The organism is Pseudomonas migulae NBRC 103157, from assembly GCF_002091715.1.
Lineage (GTDB): Bacteria > Pseudomonadota > Gammaproteobacteria > Pseudomonadales > Pseudomonadaceae > Aquipseudomonas > Aquipseudomonas migulae_A.
In genome coordinates this window covers 30,335-45,053 of record NZ_BDAG01000028.1, presented here as the reverse complement: position 1 = coordinate 45,053, position 14,719 = coordinate 30,335, and the positions used below count along the sequence as shown (strand labels likewise).

Here is a 14,719-nt window from a genome sequence, read left to right as displayed (position 1 = left end):
TGCAACTCCCTATAATGCCGCCCCTATGGCTAAACAGAAGAAACACCCAACAGGGACCATCGCGCAAAATAAAAAGGCGCGACACGATTACTTCATCGAACATCGGTTCGAGGCTGGTCTGGTCCTGGCCGGCTGGGAAGTAAAAAGTCTGCGGGCGAGCAAGCTACAGCTGGTTGACAGTTATGTACTGCTCAAGGATGGCGAAGCCTGGCTGCTTGGCAGCCACATTACGCCACTGACGACCGCCAGCACCCACGTCATTGCTGACCCGACGCGCACCCGAAAATTGCTGCTCAACCGCCGCGAGCTGGAAAAGCTGGCCGCCGCCGTGCAGCAAAAAGGTTACGCCTGCGTGTGCCTGTCCTGGTACTGGAGCAAGCACATGGTCAAGTGCGAGATCGCACTGGGCAAGGGCAAGAAGGAATATGACAAGCGTGACACCGAACGCGAACGCGACGCCGGTCGCGAGCTGCAACGTGCGGTGCGCAACAAGGGCAAGGAAGAGTAATCTTTCTGCCTGAACGTTGCGGCGCTAGCGAAAAGATCGCAGCCTTCGGCAACGCCTACACCGGGATCCGCATTTCCCTGTAGGCGCTGCCGAAGGCTGCGATCTTTTGTTTTTTTTAAATTACATCCCCTTGCGCCGCTCCGCCCGGGCCATGCGTTGCACTTCCTGACGCACTTCTTCCAGCACTTCCTGCACATACAAAATGTGTCGGCTTGAGACTTCTCGCGCCTGCTCCGCCCTTCCTTCGATAATCGCCATGTACAACTCCCGGTGCTGCGTGATCAGCATGTCGCGGGTTTCAGTGCGCTGTTTGTACATACCGCCGATGTTGGTCACCACGTTGCGCTTGAGCAGATCGAACAGCCCGCGAATGGTGTGCAGCAACACCGCGTTGTGACTGGCCTCGGCGATGGCCAGGTGAAATTTTGCATCCGCCGCGCCCTCCTCCGCCCGACTCACCTCATCGTGACGCGTGTAGCAATCCTGCAGTTCATTAAAGGCTGCGGTCAGCCGCTCGCGATCGACATCCGTGGCACGCAGCGCAGCGTAATAGGCGCAGGACGCTTCCAGGGTGTGGCGAAACTCCAGCAGATCACGCTGGGCCTCGGGATTGCTTTCCAGCAGATGAAGAAGTGGATCACTGAAGGTCGTACCCAGTGATTCCACTACGTAGTTTCCGCCGCCCTGGCGACTGACCAGCAAGCCCTTGGCCGCCAGTTTCTGAATCGCTTCGCGTAACGAAGGGCGTGACACGCCGAACTGCTCGGCCAGCGCGCGCTCTGCCGGCAAGCGCTCACCTGCTTTCAGCGTGCCCTCGAGAATCATCCCCTCGAGCCGCTCGACAATATCGTCAGACAAACGGCGCTGACGAATTTGATCAAACCCCATAACTCAAATCTCCACGATCCCGACGGCTCGCCGGGCTCTCTATTCTGGCCTATCGGCGCTGTGCCAGCACCTACCCGACAGCATTTGTTCGAGCGCATCACTCGGGAGCCAGAGCGCTTGTTCGACAAAAGTTTTAGGGCGGCAAATTGACACACCGCCTACAAGGCTTTTACCCTAGCGAACAGCGATTGTAAATTGGTATTACCAATTACCCAAGAACGCTGACAGTGCATGACCAACAACAATTAGGGGCCACCCCATATGCAAACCTGGCAACAGCTCTATACCCCGCTCGGCAGCCTTGGCTTTTCCGCGCTCGCGGCCGTCATTCCCATCGTGTTTTTCTTTCTGGCATTGGCCGTGTTCCGGCTCAAAGGACACGTGGCCGGCAGCATCACGCTGGCTTTGTCCATTGCAGTCGCGATTTTCGCTTTCCAGATGCCGGTCGACATGGCATTCGCCGCCGCCGGGTATGGCTTCGCCTACGGTTTGTGGCCGATTGCGTGGATCATCGTGGCAGCAGTTTTCCTCTACAAACTGACGGTCAAGAGCGGTCAGTTCGAGGTGATTCGCAGCTCGGTCCTGTCGATCACGGACGACCAGCGCTTGCAGGTGCTGCTGATCGGTTTCTGCTTCGGTGCATTCCTTGAAGGTGCAGCCGGTTTCGGCGCACCGGTAGCGATTACCGCCGCACTGCTTGTGGGACTGGGCTTCAACCCGCTGTACGCCGCAGGCCTGTGCCTGATCGCCAACACTGCGCCGGTAGCCTTTGGTGCCTTGGGGATTCCAATCATCGTGGCCGGGCAAGTGACCGGCATCGATGCGTTCAAGATCGGCGCCATGACCGGCCGCCAACTGCCGTTGCTGTCGCTGTTCGTGCCGTTCTGGCTGGTGTTCATGATGGACGGCCTGCGCGGTGTGCGGGAAACCTGGCCGGCAGCACTGGTCGCTGGCTTGAGCTTTGCCATCACCCAGTACTTCACGTCGAACTTCATCGGCCCTGAGCTGCCGGACATCACCTCGGCCCTGGCCAGCCTGATTTCCCTGACGCTGTTCCTGAAAGTCTGGCAGCCAAAACGCGCTGCGGGCCAACACATCGCTGGCGCGGTCTCGGCCTCCGTTGTGACTGCCAGCGCCGGTGGTTTCGGCCAGCCGCGCACAACCGTGGCCTCGCCTTACAGCTTCGGTGAAATCTTCAAAGCGTGGTCGCCGTTCCTGATCCTCACCGTGCTGGTCACCATCTGGACCCTGAAACCGTTCAAGGCAATGTTTGCCGCTGGCGGCTCGATGTACAGCTGGGTGTTCAACTTCGCGATCCCGCACCTGGATCAAATGGTGATCAAGGTTGCACCGATCGTGACTGCGCCAACCGCCATTCCAGCCGTGTTCAAACTCGATCCGATTTCCGCGACCGGCACGGCGATTTTCTTCTCCGCGCTGATCTCGATGCTGGTACTGAAGATCAACCTCAAAACTGGTCTTACCACTTTAAAAGAAACCTTCTACGAGCTGCGCTGGCCAATTCTGTCCATCGGCATGGTGCTGGCGTTTGCCTTCGTCACCAATTACTCGGGCATGTCGTCGACCATGGCCCTGGTACTGGCGGGCACTGGCGCGGCGTTCCCGTTCTTCTCGCCGTTCCTCGGCTGGCTGGGCGTGTTCCTGACCGGTTCCGATACTTCGTCCAACGCGCTGTTCAGTTCGTTGCAAGCGACCACCGCACACCAGATCGGCGTCAGCGACACCTTGCTGGTCGCGGCGAACACCAGCGGCGGCGTAACCGGCAAGATGATCTCGCCACAATCGATCGCCGTGGCCTGCGCCGCGACCGGACTGGTGGGCAAGGAGTCGGATCTGTTCCGCTTCACCCTCAAGCACAGCCTGTTCTTTGCAACGATCGTCGGCTTGATCACCCTGGCTCAGGCCTACTGGTTCACCGGCATGCTGGTGCACTAAGTCCTACAAGATAAACAGCAAAAACCGACGCCGGACCACGATTCCGGCGTCAGCTATCCACAACCCGGTCTGTAAGGCTGCTGAAAGAATCACTCTCTATATTCGGCAGCCTCAGCGGACGGATAACCGGGCCCACCCGGAGACACGCCTGATGAGCGAGCTTTTTTACAACGCAGTGCCGAACGCGACCCGCGTCGCCCCGCCCCTGCCCGAGCCTCGGCAATATCCCAGCGAAAAACCGTCACGGGTCTACCTGTTCGGGACCTGCGTGGTGGATTTGTTCTACCCGGAAGCCGGGATGGATGCGATTCACCTGTTGGAACGCGAAGGCATTCGTGTCGAGTACCCGCAAGGACAAAGCTGCTGCGGGCAACCGGCCTACACCTCCGGTTACACCGACCAGGCCCGGACCGTGGCGCGCGCGCAACTGGCGCTGTTCGCTGGCGACTATCCAGTGGTGGTGCCGTCGGGATCGTGTGCCGGCATGTTGCGCGAACACTACGCCGACTTGTTCAAGGACGAGCCGCAAACACTGAAACAGGTTCAGGCGCTGGCCGCCCGGACTTATGAGTTGGCCGAGTTTCTGTTGTTTGTCTGCAAGGTGCAGCTCAAGGACAGCGGCGAGCCGGTAAAAGTGGCGTTACACACCTCGTGCTCGGCACGTCGTGAGATGAACACCCACCTGCACGGCCGCGAGTTGTTGGCGCAGCTGGACAACGTGGAACGCGTCGACCATGGCCATGAAAGTGAATGCTGTGGCTTTGGTGGGACATTCAGCGTCCGTATGCCAGACATTTCCGGGGCGATGGTGGCTGACAAGACTCGGTCGTTGAAGGAATCCGGTGCGCACAAGGTACTCAGTGCCGACTGCGGTTGCCTGATGAACATCAACGGCTCGCTGGAGAAACAGAAGGAAGCGTTGCGCGGTCAGCATCTGGCCAGTTTCCTCTGGCAGCGAACCGGAGGCGGCCAATGAACGCTTCCGCGATTATTCCTACGGTTGCCGTAGAAGAAGATTTCCGCACCCGCGCTCACACGGCATTGGGTGACAAGCAGTTGCGAAACAACTTTCGCACTGCGATGGATTCACTGATGACAAAACGGGCAACGTCCTTCAGCGATGCCCATGAAAGAGAACATTTGCGCGCGCTGGGCAATGGTGTCCGCGCCCGTGCGTTATCGAAGCTGCCCGACCTGCTCGAGCAGCTTGAACAGAACCTGATCCGCAACGGTGTGACAGTGCACTGGGCGGAAACGGTGGACGAAGCCAATGGCATCGTCCTCTCGATCATCCGCGCTCACGAGGGGCGGCAAGTGATCAAGGGCAAATCGATGGTCAGCGAAGAGATGGAGATGAATCATTTCCTCGCTGAACAGGGCATTGAATGCCTGGAGTCGGACATGGGCGAGTACATCGTCCAGCTCGACCACGAGAAGCCTTCACACATTATTATGCCGGCAATCCACAAGAACGCCGGTCAGGTCGCGTCCTTGTTCCACGACAAACTTGGCGTGGAATACACCAAGGACGTTGACCAACTCATTCAGATCGGTCGCAAAGTCTTGCGGCAGAAATTCTTCGAAGCGGACATCGGCGTCTCCGGCGTCAACTTCGCCGTGGCCGAAACCGGCACCCTGCTGCTGGTGGAAAACGAAGGCAACGGCCGCATGACCACCACCGTGCCGCCGGTGCACATCGCCGTCACCGGCATCGAAAAAGTCGTGGAAAACCTGCGTGACGTGGTGCCGCTGTTGTCGCTGCTGACCCGCTCGGCCCTTGGCCAGCCGATCACCACTTACGTCAACATGATCTCCGGCCCACGCAAGGACGATGAACGCGATGGCCCACATGAAGTGCACCTTGTGCTGCTGGACAACGGTCGCAGCCAAGCCTTTGCCGACAGCGAATTGCGCCAGACCCTGAACTGCATCCGCTGCGGCGCCTGTATGAATCATTGCCCGGTCTACACTCGAATTGGCGGCCACGCCTATGGGGAGGTTTACCCTGGGCCTATCGGAAAAATCATCACCCCGCACATGGTCGGCCTGGCGAAAGTGCCGGATCATCCGAGTGCGTCCTCGCTGTGCGGTGCTTGCGGAGAAGTCTGCCCGGTAAAAATTCCTATCCCTGCGTTGCTGCGCCGCCTACGGGAAGAGAACGTCAAAGCCCCGGACAGTCCGCATCAAGTCATGCGCGGCCAAGGCAGCAAGTATTCGCGCAAGGAGCGTTTTATCTGGAATGCCTGGGCGAAACTCAACAGCTCGCCGACGCTGTATCGCCTGTTCGGCTTTGTCGCCACGCGCCTGCGCAGCCTCGCCCCGAGTAACGTCGGCCCGTGGACGCAAAACCACAGTGCCCCGAAACCCGCTGCCCGCTCACTGCACGACATGGCCCGCGAGCATCTGGCCAAACAGGGAGACCGCTGATGAGCGCCAAACGAAATATCCTCGCCAAGTTACGCAACAGCCTGACTGGCACCACGCCCGTGCCTGACGAATTCAATGTCGAACTGGTGACCGCGCCCTACACCTATGCACCCGAGCAACGGATCCCGCAGTTGCGCAAACTGATGGAAGCGGTGCACACCGAAATCCATCTGACATCAGGCGACGGTTGGCCAGCGCTGCTGGCGCAATTGCTGCGCGATCGCCAATTGCCAAGCCTGTTGATCGCGCCGACTACGCCTCATGGTCAACGTATCGCTCAGCACTGGGCGAACAATTCTGGCCTGCCCGCGCTTAAATCCTACGACCGTCCGGTTGAAGAATGGAAAGCCGAACTGTTCAACGACACACCTGCCAGTCTGACCGCGACCCTCGGAGCAATCGCCGCCACAGGCAGTCTGATTCTCTGGCCGACGCGGGAAGAACCGCGCTTGATGAGCCTGGTGCCGCCGGTGCATTTCGCCCTGCTCAAGGCCAGTGAAATCCGCGACAACTTCTATCAGGTGCAACAGGAGTTCAAGTGGGCGCAAGGCATGCCGACCAACGCGTTGCTGGTCTCCGGCCCGTCGAAGACCGCCGACATCGAGCAAGTCCTGGCTTACGGCGCCCACGGCCCGAAAGACCTGGTGGTTTTGATCCTGGAGGACCAATGAATCTACCGGCGGCTTTCCTGCGAGATGCGCAGAAACTGATCCCCCAAGAGCGACGTTTCGATGATCCGCTGTCGACATTGGCCTTCGGTACCGACGCCAGTTTCTACCGGTTGATTCCGAAACTGGTGATTCGTGTCGAATCCGAAGACGAAGTGGTGGCACTGCTCGGACTGGCGCAACGGGATCAAGTCCCGGTGACCTTCCGCGCCGCCGGCACCAGCCTGTCCGGCCAGGCCATCAGCGATTCGGTGCTGATCGTGCTTGGGGATAACTGGAACGGTCGAGAAATCCGCGGTCAGGGTACGCAAATTCGCCTGCAACCGGGCGTGATCGGCGCGCAGGCCAATGCGTGGCTGGCACCGTTCGGGCGCAAGATCGGTCCCGACCCGGCGTCGATCAACGCCTGCAAAATCGGTGGCATTGTCGCCAACAATGCCAGCGGCATGTGCTGCGGTACGGCGCAAAACACCTATCACACGCTGGCCGGTATTCGCCTGGTGCTCGCCGACGGCAGCCGCCTCGATACCGAAGATGCAGCGAGTGTCGCGGCGTTTCGCGAGAGCCATGCAACGCTGCTTGATCGTCTGGCGGCACTGGGCCGCGAGACCCGCGCCAATTCCGAACTGGCCGCAAAAATTCGCCACAAATATCGTCTGAAAAATACCACTGGCCTGTCACTCAACGCCCTGGTGGATTTCGATGAGCCTGTGGATATCTTGAGCCACTTGCTGGTGGGTTCCGAAGGCACGCTCGGGTTCATCAGCGCCGTGACTTACGACACCGTGATCGACCACCCGAACAAGGCCTCGGCGCTGATCGTGTTCCCGGATGTGGAAACCTGCTGCAACGCCGTCACCGTGCTGAAAAGCCAACCGGTGTCGGCCGTGGAACTGTTGGACCGCCGCAGTCTGCGCTCGGTGCAGAACAAACCCGGCATGCCGGCTTTCGTACAGCATCTGTCGAACAATGCCTGCGCCCTGCTGATCGAATCTCGCGCCGCGTCATCCACTTTGCTGCACGAGCAACTGGCGCAAATCATGGCGTCGCTGGCCTCATTCCCGGTGGAAAAACAGGTCGATTTCACCGAAGACCCCGTGGAAAACGCTCGTCTCTGGGCGATTCGCAAGGACACCTTCCCCGCCGTCGGCGCGGTGCGCAAAACCGGCACCACGGTGATCATCGAAGACGTGACGTTCCCGGTGGAACAACTGGCCATCGGCGTAAACCGTCTGATCGAGCTGTTCGACAAACATCACTACGACGAAGCGATTCTTTTCGGACACGCCCTGGAAGGCAATCTGCACTTTGTCTTCACCCAGGGCTTCAACAACCCGGAAGAAGTCGCACGCTATCAGGCGTTCATGGATGACGTCGCGCAATTGGTCGCCGTGGAATTCGGCGGTTCGCTGAAGGCCGAGCACGGCACCGGCCGCAATATGGCGCCCTTCGTCGAACTGGAATGGGGCAGCGATGCCTACCAGTTGATGTGGCAGCTCAAACGCCTGCTCGACCCTAATGGCATTCTCAATCCCGACGTGGTGCTCAGCGACGATCCGCAGATCCACCTGAAACATCTGAAACCGCTGCCGGCCGCCGACGAGATTGTGGACAAGTGCATCGAGTGCGGTTTCTGCGAGCCGGTTTGCCCCTCGAAAGGCCTGACCCTGAGCCCGCGCCAGCGCATCGTGATCTGGCGGGATATTCAGGCGAAGAAACGTTCAGGCGTGGACACCACTGAACTCGAAGCCGCTTACGAATACCAAGGCATCGACACCTGCGCCGCCACCGGCTTGTGCGCACAACGTTGCCCTGTAGGAATCAACACTGGCGAGCTGGTGAAAAAGCTTCGCGGCCGTAAGGCGACGCATACGAAAACCGCCAACTGGCTTGAAGGCAATTTCGCCACCGCACTGCAAGGTGCACGTTTCACCCTGCATGTGGCCAATGGCGCGCGCATGCTGCTGGGTGCGCCACGCCTGGCGAAACTTTCGGCGACGCTGACGAAGCTGTCCAAAGGTCACGTCCCGCAATGGACCAATGCCATGCCGCAGCCGGAAAAGGCCATTCGCTTCAGCCCGACCGTGACGGATGCGCGTCCGCGAGTGGTGTACCTGGCGGCCTGCGTCTCGCGGGTGATGGGACCTGCGGCGGGTGATAAAGAACAAATGTCGCTGTACGACAAAACCCGTGGCCTGCTGGAAAAAGCCGGTTACCAGGTCGTTTTTCCGGACAATCAGGACAGCCTCTGCTGCGGTCAGCCGTTCGCCTCCAAGGGCTACGCCGAGCAAGCCGAACACAAACGCCAGGAGCTGATTGGCGCGTTGCTGCACGCCAGCCGTGGCGGGCTCGACCCGATCTACTGCGACACCAGCCCTTGCACGCTGCGCCTGGTTCAGGACCTGGGTGATGTTCGACTGGACTTGTACGATCCGGTGCGTTTCATCCGTACGCATTTGATGGACAGGCTCGAATTCACACCGCAGGACACGCCAATCGCGGTGCACGTTACGTGCAGCACTCAGCACCTGGGGGAAAGTCAGGCACTGATCGATCTGGCGCGCAAGTGCAGCAAATCCGTGGTCATTCCCGAAGGTATTCACTGCTGTGGATTTGCCGGCGACAAAGGCTTTACCACACCGGAGCTGAACGCCCATTCGCTGCGCACGCTCAAGGATGCGGTGCAGCAGTGCAGCGAAGGGATTTCCACCAGTCGCACCTGTGAGATCGGTCTGACACAACACGGTGGAATTGACTACCACGGGCTGGTCTATCTGGTGGACCGAGTCACCCGGGCGAGGACCCTCTGAAGAAAAATAGAACCCTGATGCACAGCCGCAGTCCACTGATTAAGCCCGGACATTGCCGGGCCTTACCCAAACTCGGCAGCCCGTTCTGATGGCCGGCAAATGCCTGGACCGTCAGTTCAAGGAGATACTCATGAAACGTTCTGTACTGTTAGGTCTGTTCGTTACTGTCTCGCTGATGGCGTCCCCCTCGTTTGCCGCAGAAGACCTCTGTGCGGTCAACTTGAAAACCATCGAAAATGCCAAGGCCCAGACTCCTCCGGAGATGGCTGATCAGGTTATGGCGAGCGTCAAGAAAGCCCAAGCCGATCAGGCAAAGGGCACCAAGGAAGGGACAAATGATTGCATCGCCGAGACCGAACAAACTATCCAGCAAATCAAGAACGCGAACAAAGGCGATAAATAACCCGGCACAATGCCACCCTTCGGGCGGGCTTTCTTGGAGTTCAACTCGCAGGCTTGTTGCTCATTAAGATTCACAGAGCAACAGGCCAGAGAGCGCTCAGGATGGCTCCACCCCATGCGAAACAAGCCAAAACCCGCCAACTGCGGGTTTTGTTGCTTCTGGGGTTTGGGCATGCATCGACCTTTTTTCCATAGCCTTTGGGTGAAAAGCGAATTCCTGCACCGCGTCGTAGTCTTTTAAGTAGGGCCGATCAATCGTCGCTTGTTTTTCGACTTCGGCCGAGCCCCTCCCTAAGGCAGCACCGAGACTACCCGGACAAGGAAATATCCATGAAACGTACCGCGATCGCTGGTTTGCTCATTTCTGCTGCACTGTTGTCCTCTCCCGTATTTGCAGCGGACAACGACCTGTGTACGAGCAAGCTGCAACAGCTCAGAGCCAAAGTGAATGCACTGCCGGCGAGCCCTGACAACACCACGATGGAGATCAAAAGACTGCTGGCCAGCGCCGAAGCTTCAAAAGCTACCGGGGACGACAAAAAATGCGTCACCGAGGCCACCCAGGCATTGTCACTGGCAAACTGAGCAAAGATCCCAACCCATGATCACTCGCGCCAAGCATCGGGTGGCCTTCTGAGCCACGTTGGCGTACACTACGCATGCTTGTTGCTCACTTCGATTCACAGAGCAACAGGCTCGGGGCCGTTTAGGATTCGACGCCGGTTGCGAAACTTTAGGTGCATGCCGAGTTGGTAACAGAACTCGTAAATCCACTGTTGCAACTTTCTATAGTTGCCAATGACGAAACCTACGGGGAATACGCTCTCGCTGCGTAAGCAGCCTTAGCCCTTCCCTTCTGGTACCTTCGGGTCCAGCAATCATCAGGGGATGTCTGTAAACCCAAAGTGATTGTCATATAGAACAGAATCGCCGTGCAGTACGTTGTGGACGAAGCGGCTAAAACTTACACAACTCGCCCAAAGCACCCTGCCCGTCGGGTCGCTGAGGGTTAACTTAATAGACACGGCTACGCATGTAGTACCGACAGCGGAGTACTGGCGGACGGGGGTTCAAATCCCCCCGGCTCCACCACTTCAACAAAAAAGACGTCCACGGACGTCTTTTTTTGTGCCTGAAATCCAGTGATTACAGGGGGGGGCAGGGCTGCGCGGGGCTTTCCTGGTTTTTGAGTTCCAGGCGGTTTGGAATTCCCGGTTATCAAAACCTCGTAAATAATCGGACGCCGAGAGTGATGTGCTACAGGCCTACCTGCACCGCATATCCAGTCGACTATCGGTTCCTGCTGCGCTCATAGGCTGCCAAGACAGTTCGTTCCGATTGGACCAGGTAGGCATCCAGCATAATAGTCGCCTCGTCTGAGCGGCCTTCCTCAACGCATCGAAGTATCGAAGCATTCATATCGAGAAACGGCAAATGCAGGAATTGGGGATCGTTGAGCAGACCAAAGGCCAACCGCAATTCAGCCGATATCTGCCCATAAAAAACGAGCAGGCGCGGACTGTCAGCCAGTTCGACGATTGATTTGTGGAACATCATGTTAGCAGTGCCGACCGCTACCCAGTCTTTCGCTTCGCGCGCGCGGACGCCTAATTCGACGGCCTCTTGCATGTGCAGGGTGCCTGGGTGTTGGGGGTAACCTTGGGCGATTGCCTTGCATTCGATGAAACGGCGCACCCTGTAGATGTCGATAATCGACGCCATGTCAGGCTCCGCAACTGTTACTCCACGGTTGGGTTCGTGTTTGAGCAACCCTTCACGCGTCAGGACTCTGAATGCCTCTCTCAAGGTGTTCCGCGAAATGTCCAGGTTTTCGGCCAGTGCGGCTTCTGAAAGGCGTTGGCCGGGCACGAGTTCACCCTCGACCAGCATTCTGCGTATTTCTTGGGTGATGGATTCTCCCAGTGTTCGAGGAAGAGCGGGAGAGGCGTCATTCATAAAAAATCCAAGGTGAGAAAAACCGCTCCATTATTCCATCAGAGCTCAGTGCATGGCACAAGGACGAAACGTGTGGTGCGCTTCATTAAGTAGCACTTTTATAGGCTGAGGTAACAATTTGGTGCGGTTAGCTCAACCATGAGAATTGGATTGTTCAACAAAGAAGCATTGATACACCTACATTTCGCGGTGTTTGCTTGACTCTTGGCATGCTCATTGCTCTGTCAAGGTATCTCTCACCCTAGGAATGATGCCGTGGATGCCGTGACACAGACCACTCAAGAGTTTACAAAAGCGCGGCGCGCTTCTTTGATCGCCGCGATTTTCATGATGGCGACTTCTGCCATCGGCCCTGGATTCATCACCCAGACCGCCACGTTCACAGCCAAGATGGGGGCGGCATTTGCGTTCGGTATCCTGGCGTCGATTCTGATCGACTTCGTGGTTCAACTTAACGTATGGCGTATCGTCTCCCTGACCCGAATGCGTGCCGCAGATGTGGCCAACAAAGCGATTCCAGGCAGTGGTTACCTGCTAGCGGTGCTGGTGATCTTCGGCGGGCTGGTATTCAACGTCGGCAACATCGCCGGTGCCGGGCTGGGTCTGAACGCGCTGATGGGGCTTGATGCAAAATGGGGCGGCAGTCTGAGCGCCCTGCTGGCCATCGGCATCTTCCTCTCCCACCGCGCCGGATTGGCGGTCGACCGGCTGATCGTCGTGCTGGGCCTGGTGATGATTGGCCTGACGCTGTTCGTAGCCTTTGCCTCTAACCCGCCACTGGGTGAAGCCCTCTACCAGACCGTACTTCCGGACCAGATCAACTTCGCCACCATTACCACCATTGTCGGAGGCACGGTGGGTGGTTACATCACCTATGCGGGGGCTCACAAACTGCTGGACCGCGGTACTACCGGGGTAGAAAACCTCCAGGCAGTGACCAAAGCAGCCCTGAGCGGCATCCTGGTCACCGGCCTCATGCGCTACATCCTGTTTCTCGCCATCCTCGGCGTTGTTGCCAGCGGCGTAGTCATCGACACCTCGGGTCAGGGCGCCAATCCGGCCGCACAAGCCTTCCAGGCAGCGGCCGGGCAGATCGGCCTGCGCATCTTCGGTCTCATCCTCTGGGCTGCCAGTATCACCAGCGTGATCGGCGCCGCTTACACCTCCATCTCCTTTATCACCGTGTTCAAGCCGAACATCACTGAGCAGGGGCGCAACCGCGCCACCACAGTCTTCATCGCCCTATCGCTGCTGATCTTTGTTCTGATGGGTACTGCTCCTGCCGCACTGCTGCTCTTCGCAGGCGGTTTCAACGGCCTGATATTGCCAATCGGCCTGAGCATCTTCATCTACGTCGGCTGGCGCCGATCCGACCTCATGGGCGGTTACCATTACCCACGCTGGCTCCTGGTGCTGGGTGTCCTGACCTGCATGCTGACCTGGTACATGGCATTCAAATCCGTTGGGCCGATCTTTGCCTTCCTCAACGTCGTCTGAGCCTGATAACGAAAAAGGAGTCACGTGAATGCCAACGATAGATATCAATAGCGACCTGGGCGAAAGCTTCGGCGCCTGGAGCATGGGCGACGATGGCGCGATGCTCGATATCGTGACCAGCGCCAATGTCGCCTGCGGTTTTCATGCCGGAGACCCGGCGGGCATCCTGCGGACACTGAAAGCCGCAGCAGCCAAAAACGTCACCATCGGCGCCCATGTCGCGTACCCGGACAAAGTGGGCTTTGGCCGACGAAACATGGACCTGGCCAGCGATGAGTTGACTGCCGACGTGATCTACCAGATCGGCGCGCTGCAAAGCCTGGCCAAGGCCGCGGGCACCTCGGTGCGCTATGTGAAGCCCCACGGCGCCCTGTACAACACCATCGCCCACGACCGCCGCCAGGCGCTGGCGGTGATCGCCGCTATCCGCGCCATCGACCCCACGCTGATACTGGTGGCTTTGGCCGGCTCCGAGCTGATTGAGTTGGCGCGTAACGAGGGCTTGCAGTGTGTCGCGGAGGCCTTCGCCGACCGTGCCTATACACCGCAAGGCACCCTGGTTTCACGACGCGAGCCGGGGGCCGTGCTGCACGATCCCCAGATAGTGGCCCAACGCATGCTCCGCCTGGTCGAAGACGGCACCATCGAGGCCATTGATGGCAGTCGAACCCGAATCCAGGCTGACTCAATCTGTGTTCATGGCGACAGTCCCGCTGCCGTGGAAATGGCTCGCGAACTGCGCCGAGTCCTGGAGCACGCCAACCTGTCCCTGCGGCCTTTTGCTGGAGATCGTCCATGAATGCTTTCGCCCGCGCCCGCCAGTCGGCCATTGCCGCCGCCCAGGAAGCACGCAAAACCTATCGTGGCGGACTGGTAACCCCCACAGCCGGTATCGCCCCGGGCATGACCCAGGCCAACCTGATCGCCTTGCCGCGCGAATGGGCCTACGACTTTCTGCTATACGCCCAGCGCAATCCGAAAGCTTGCCCGGTCCTCGACGTCAGCGATGCGGGCAGTCCGAGAACACTGCTGGCTGAAGGCGCAGACCTACGCACCGATATCCCCCTGTATCGCATCTGGAGGGACGGAAAAATGGTCGAGGAAGTCAGCGACGCCACCCAAGCCTGGGCTGAGCACGACGATATGGTGGCGTTTTTGATTGGTTGCAGCTTTACCTTTGAAACCGCCTTGCAAGAAGCGGGCATCGAAGTGCGGCATATCGCAGATGGCTGCAACGTGCCCATGTACCGTACCAATCGCGCCTGCCGTCCGGCGGGACGCCTACAGGGTGAAATGGTCGTGTCCATGCGCCCGATCCCGCCCGATCGCGTGGCAGAGGCCAGTGGAATCTCCGGGCGTTATCCCTCCGTCCACGGCGCCCCGGTGCACATCGGTGAGCCTGCGCTGCTGGGCATACAGGACCTGAGCCGACCCGATTTTGGCGACGCCGTGCGCATTGAGCCTGGCGAGGTTCCAGTTTTCTGGGCCTGCGGTGTGACGCCACAGGCTGCGGTAGCGGCTTCGGGTGTGCCCTTTGCGATCACTCATGCGCCCGGCCACATGTTCATCACCGATGTGCCCGACAGCACTTACCACGTCTAGGAGTC

General features: G+C 58.8%; 13 protein-coding genes and 1 other RNA gene. 12 read left to right on the top strand and 2 right to left on the bottom strand.

Annotated features, from left to right (window positions below):
* The first annotated feature begins 25 nt into the window (after positions 1-25).
* Complete coding sequence (gene smpB / locus PMI01S_RS20130; protein WP_008029800.1) at positions 26-508, top strand: SsrA-binding protein SmpB; 483 nt, start codon at positions 26-28, stop codon at positions 506-508.
* Between the two features lie 120 nt (positions 509-628).
* Here the strand turns inward: smpB and PMI01S_RS20125 are convergent, their stop codons facing one another.
* Positions 629-1,396, bottom strand: a complete 768-nt coding sequence (locus PMI01S_RS20125) for a GntR family transcriptional regulator (protein WP_084321833.1) — start codon at positions 1,394-1,396, stop codon at positions 629-631.
* Positions 1,397-1,657: 261 nt separating this feature from the next.
* Here PMI01S_RS20125 and PMI01S_RS20120 point away from each other — a divergent pair, with 261 nt between their 5' ends.
* From PMI01S_RS20120 to ssrA, 8 genes are all read left to right on the top strand, one after another.
* The gene (locus tag PMI01S_RS20120; protein WP_084321832.1) at positions 1,658-3,352 is read left to right on the top strand and encodes a lactate permease LctP family transporter; all 1,695 of its coding nucleotides are present in this window, start codon (positions 1,658-1,660) and stop codon (positions 3,350-3,352) included.
* Positions 3,353-3,503: 151 nt separating this feature from the next.
* Positions 3,504-4,328 carry a (Fe-S)-binding protein gene (locus PMI01S_RS20115; protein ID WP_084321831.1) on the top strand — a complete coding sequence of 275 codons (825 nt, stop codon included), beginning with the start codon at positions 3,504-3,506 and terminating at the stop codon, positions 4,326-4,328.
* Complete coding sequence (locus PMI01S_RS20110; protein WP_084321830.1) at positions 4,325-5,779, top strand: LutB/LldF family L-lactate oxidation iron-sulfur protein; 1,455 nt, start codon at positions 4,325-4,327, stop codon at positions 5,777-5,779. The genes PMI01S_RS20115 and PMI01S_RS20110 overlap by 4 nt, the downstream gene beginning before the upstream one ends.
* A complete protein-coding gene (locus PMI01S_RS20105; RefSeq protein ID WP_084321829.1) occupies positions 5,779-6,450 on the top strand; it encodes a LutC/YkgG family protein in 672 nt (223 codons plus the stop codon). The genes PMI01S_RS20110 and PMI01S_RS20105 overlap by 1 nt, the downstream gene beginning before the upstream one ends.
* The gene (locus tag PMI01S_RS20100; RefSeq protein WP_084321828.1) at positions 6,447-9,257 is read left to right on the top strand and encodes an FAD-binding and (Fe-S)-binding domain-containing protein; all 2,811 of its coding nucleotides are present in this window, start codon (positions 6,447-6,449) and stop codon (positions 9,255-9,257) included. The genes PMI01S_RS20105 and PMI01S_RS20100 overlap by 4 nt, the downstream gene beginning before the upstream one ends.
* Before the next feature lie 130 nt (positions 9,258-9,387).
* On the top strand, positions 9,388-9,660 hold the full coding sequence (locus tag PMI01S_RS20095) for a PA2433 domain-containing protein (protein WP_084321827.1): 273 nt from the start codon (positions 9,388-9,390) through the stop codon (positions 9,658-9,660).
* Between the two features lie 329 nt (positions 9,661-9,989).
* Positions 9,990-10,244, top strand: a complete 255-nt coding sequence (locus PMI01S_RS20090; RefSeq protein WP_084321826.1) for a PA2433 domain-containing protein — start codon at positions 9,990-9,992, stop codon at positions 10,242-10,244.
* Positions 10,245-10,357: 113 nt separating this feature from the next.
* Positions 10,358-10,751, top strand: a transfer-messenger RNA (tmRNA) gene (ssrA, locus tag PMI01S_RS20085).
* Between the two features lie 198 nt (positions 10,752-10,949).
* On the opposite strand, the gene PMI01S_RS20080 is transcribed toward ssrA, so the two are convergent.
* On the bottom strand, positions 10,950-11,615 hold the full coding sequence (locus PMI01S_RS20080) for a GntR family transcriptional regulator (protein ID WP_084321825.1): 666 nt from the start codon (positions 11,613-11,615) through the stop codon (positions 10,950-10,952).
* 264 nt (positions 11,616-11,879) lie between these two features.
* Here PMI01S_RS20080 and PMI01S_RS20075 point away from each other — a divergent pair, with 264 nt between their 5' ends.
* The 3 genes from PMI01S_RS20075 to PMI01S_RS20065 are packed head-to-tail and all read left to right on the top strand — an operon-like array spanning position 11,880 to position 14,714.
* Positions 11,880-13,112 carry an NRAMP family divalent metal transporter gene (locus PMI01S_RS20075; RefSeq protein ID WP_084321864.1) on the top strand — a complete coding sequence of 411 codons (1,233 nt, stop codon included), beginning with the start codon at positions 11,880-11,882 and terminating at the stop codon, positions 13,110-13,112.
* A 28-nt stretch (positions 13,113-13,140) separates the two neighbouring features.
* Positions 13,141-13,911 (top strand): LamB/YcsF family protein, encoded by a 771-nt coding sequence (locus PMI01S_RS20070; protein WP_084321824.1) that lies wholly within the window; start codon positions 13,141-13,143, stop codon positions 13,909-13,911.
* Complete coding sequence (locus tag PMI01S_RS20065) at positions 13,908-14,714, top strand: putative hydro-lyase (RefSeq protein ID WP_084321823.1); 807 nt, start codon at positions 13,908-13,910, stop codon at positions 14,712-14,714. The genes PMI01S_RS20070 and PMI01S_RS20065 overlap by 4 nt, the downstream gene beginning before the upstream one ends.
* The last annotated feature ends 5 nt before the right edge of the window (positions 14,715-14,719 follow it).

Coding starts and splice junctions, on each gene's coding strand:
- smpB (WP_008029800.1), top strand. CDS start 26: ATGGCTAAACAGAAGAAACACCCAACAGGGACCATCGCGCAAAATAAA.
- PMI01S_RS20125 (WP_084321833.1), bottom strand. CDS start 1,396: ATGGGGTTTGATCAAATTCGTCAGCGCCGTTTGTCTGACGATATTGTC.
- PMI01S_RS20120 (WP_084321832.1), top strand. CDS start 1,658: ATGCAAACCTGGCAACAGCTCTATACCCCGCTCGGCAGCCTTGGCTTT.
- PMI01S_RS20115 (WP_084321831.1), top strand. CDS start 3,504: ATGAGCGAGCTTTTTTACAACGCAGTGCCGAACGCGACCCGCGTCGCC.
- PMI01S_RS20110 (WP_084321830.1), top strand. CDS start 4,325: ATGAACGCTTCCGCGATTATTCCTACGGTTGCCGTAGAAGAAGATTTC.
- PMI01S_RS20105 (WP_084321829.1), top strand. CDS start 5,779: ATGAGCGCCAAACGAAATATCCTCGCCAAGTTACGCAACAGCCTGACT.
- PMI01S_RS20100 (WP_084321828.1), top strand. CDS start 6,447: ATGAATCTACCGGCGGCTTTCCTGCGAGATGCGCAGAAACTGATCCCC.
- PMI01S_RS20095 (WP_084321827.1), top strand. CDS start 9,388: ATGAAACGTTCTGTACTGTTAGGTCTGTTCGTTACTGTCTCGCTGATG.
- PMI01S_RS20090 (WP_084321826.1), top strand. CDS start 9,990: ATGAAACGTACCGCGATCGCTGGTTTGCTCATTTCTGCTGCACTGTTG.
- PMI01S_RS20080 (WP_084321825.1), bottom strand. CDS start 11,615: ATGAATGACGCCTCTCCCGCTCTTCCTCGAACACTGGGAGAATCCATC.
- PMI01S_RS20070 (WP_084321824.1), top strand. CDS start 13,141: ATGCCAACGATAGATATCAATAGCGACCTGGGCGAAAGCTTCGGCGCC.
- PMI01S_RS20065 (WP_084321823.1), top strand. CDS start 13,908: ATGAATGCTTTCGCCCGCGCCCGCCAGTCGGCCATTGCCGCCGCCCAG.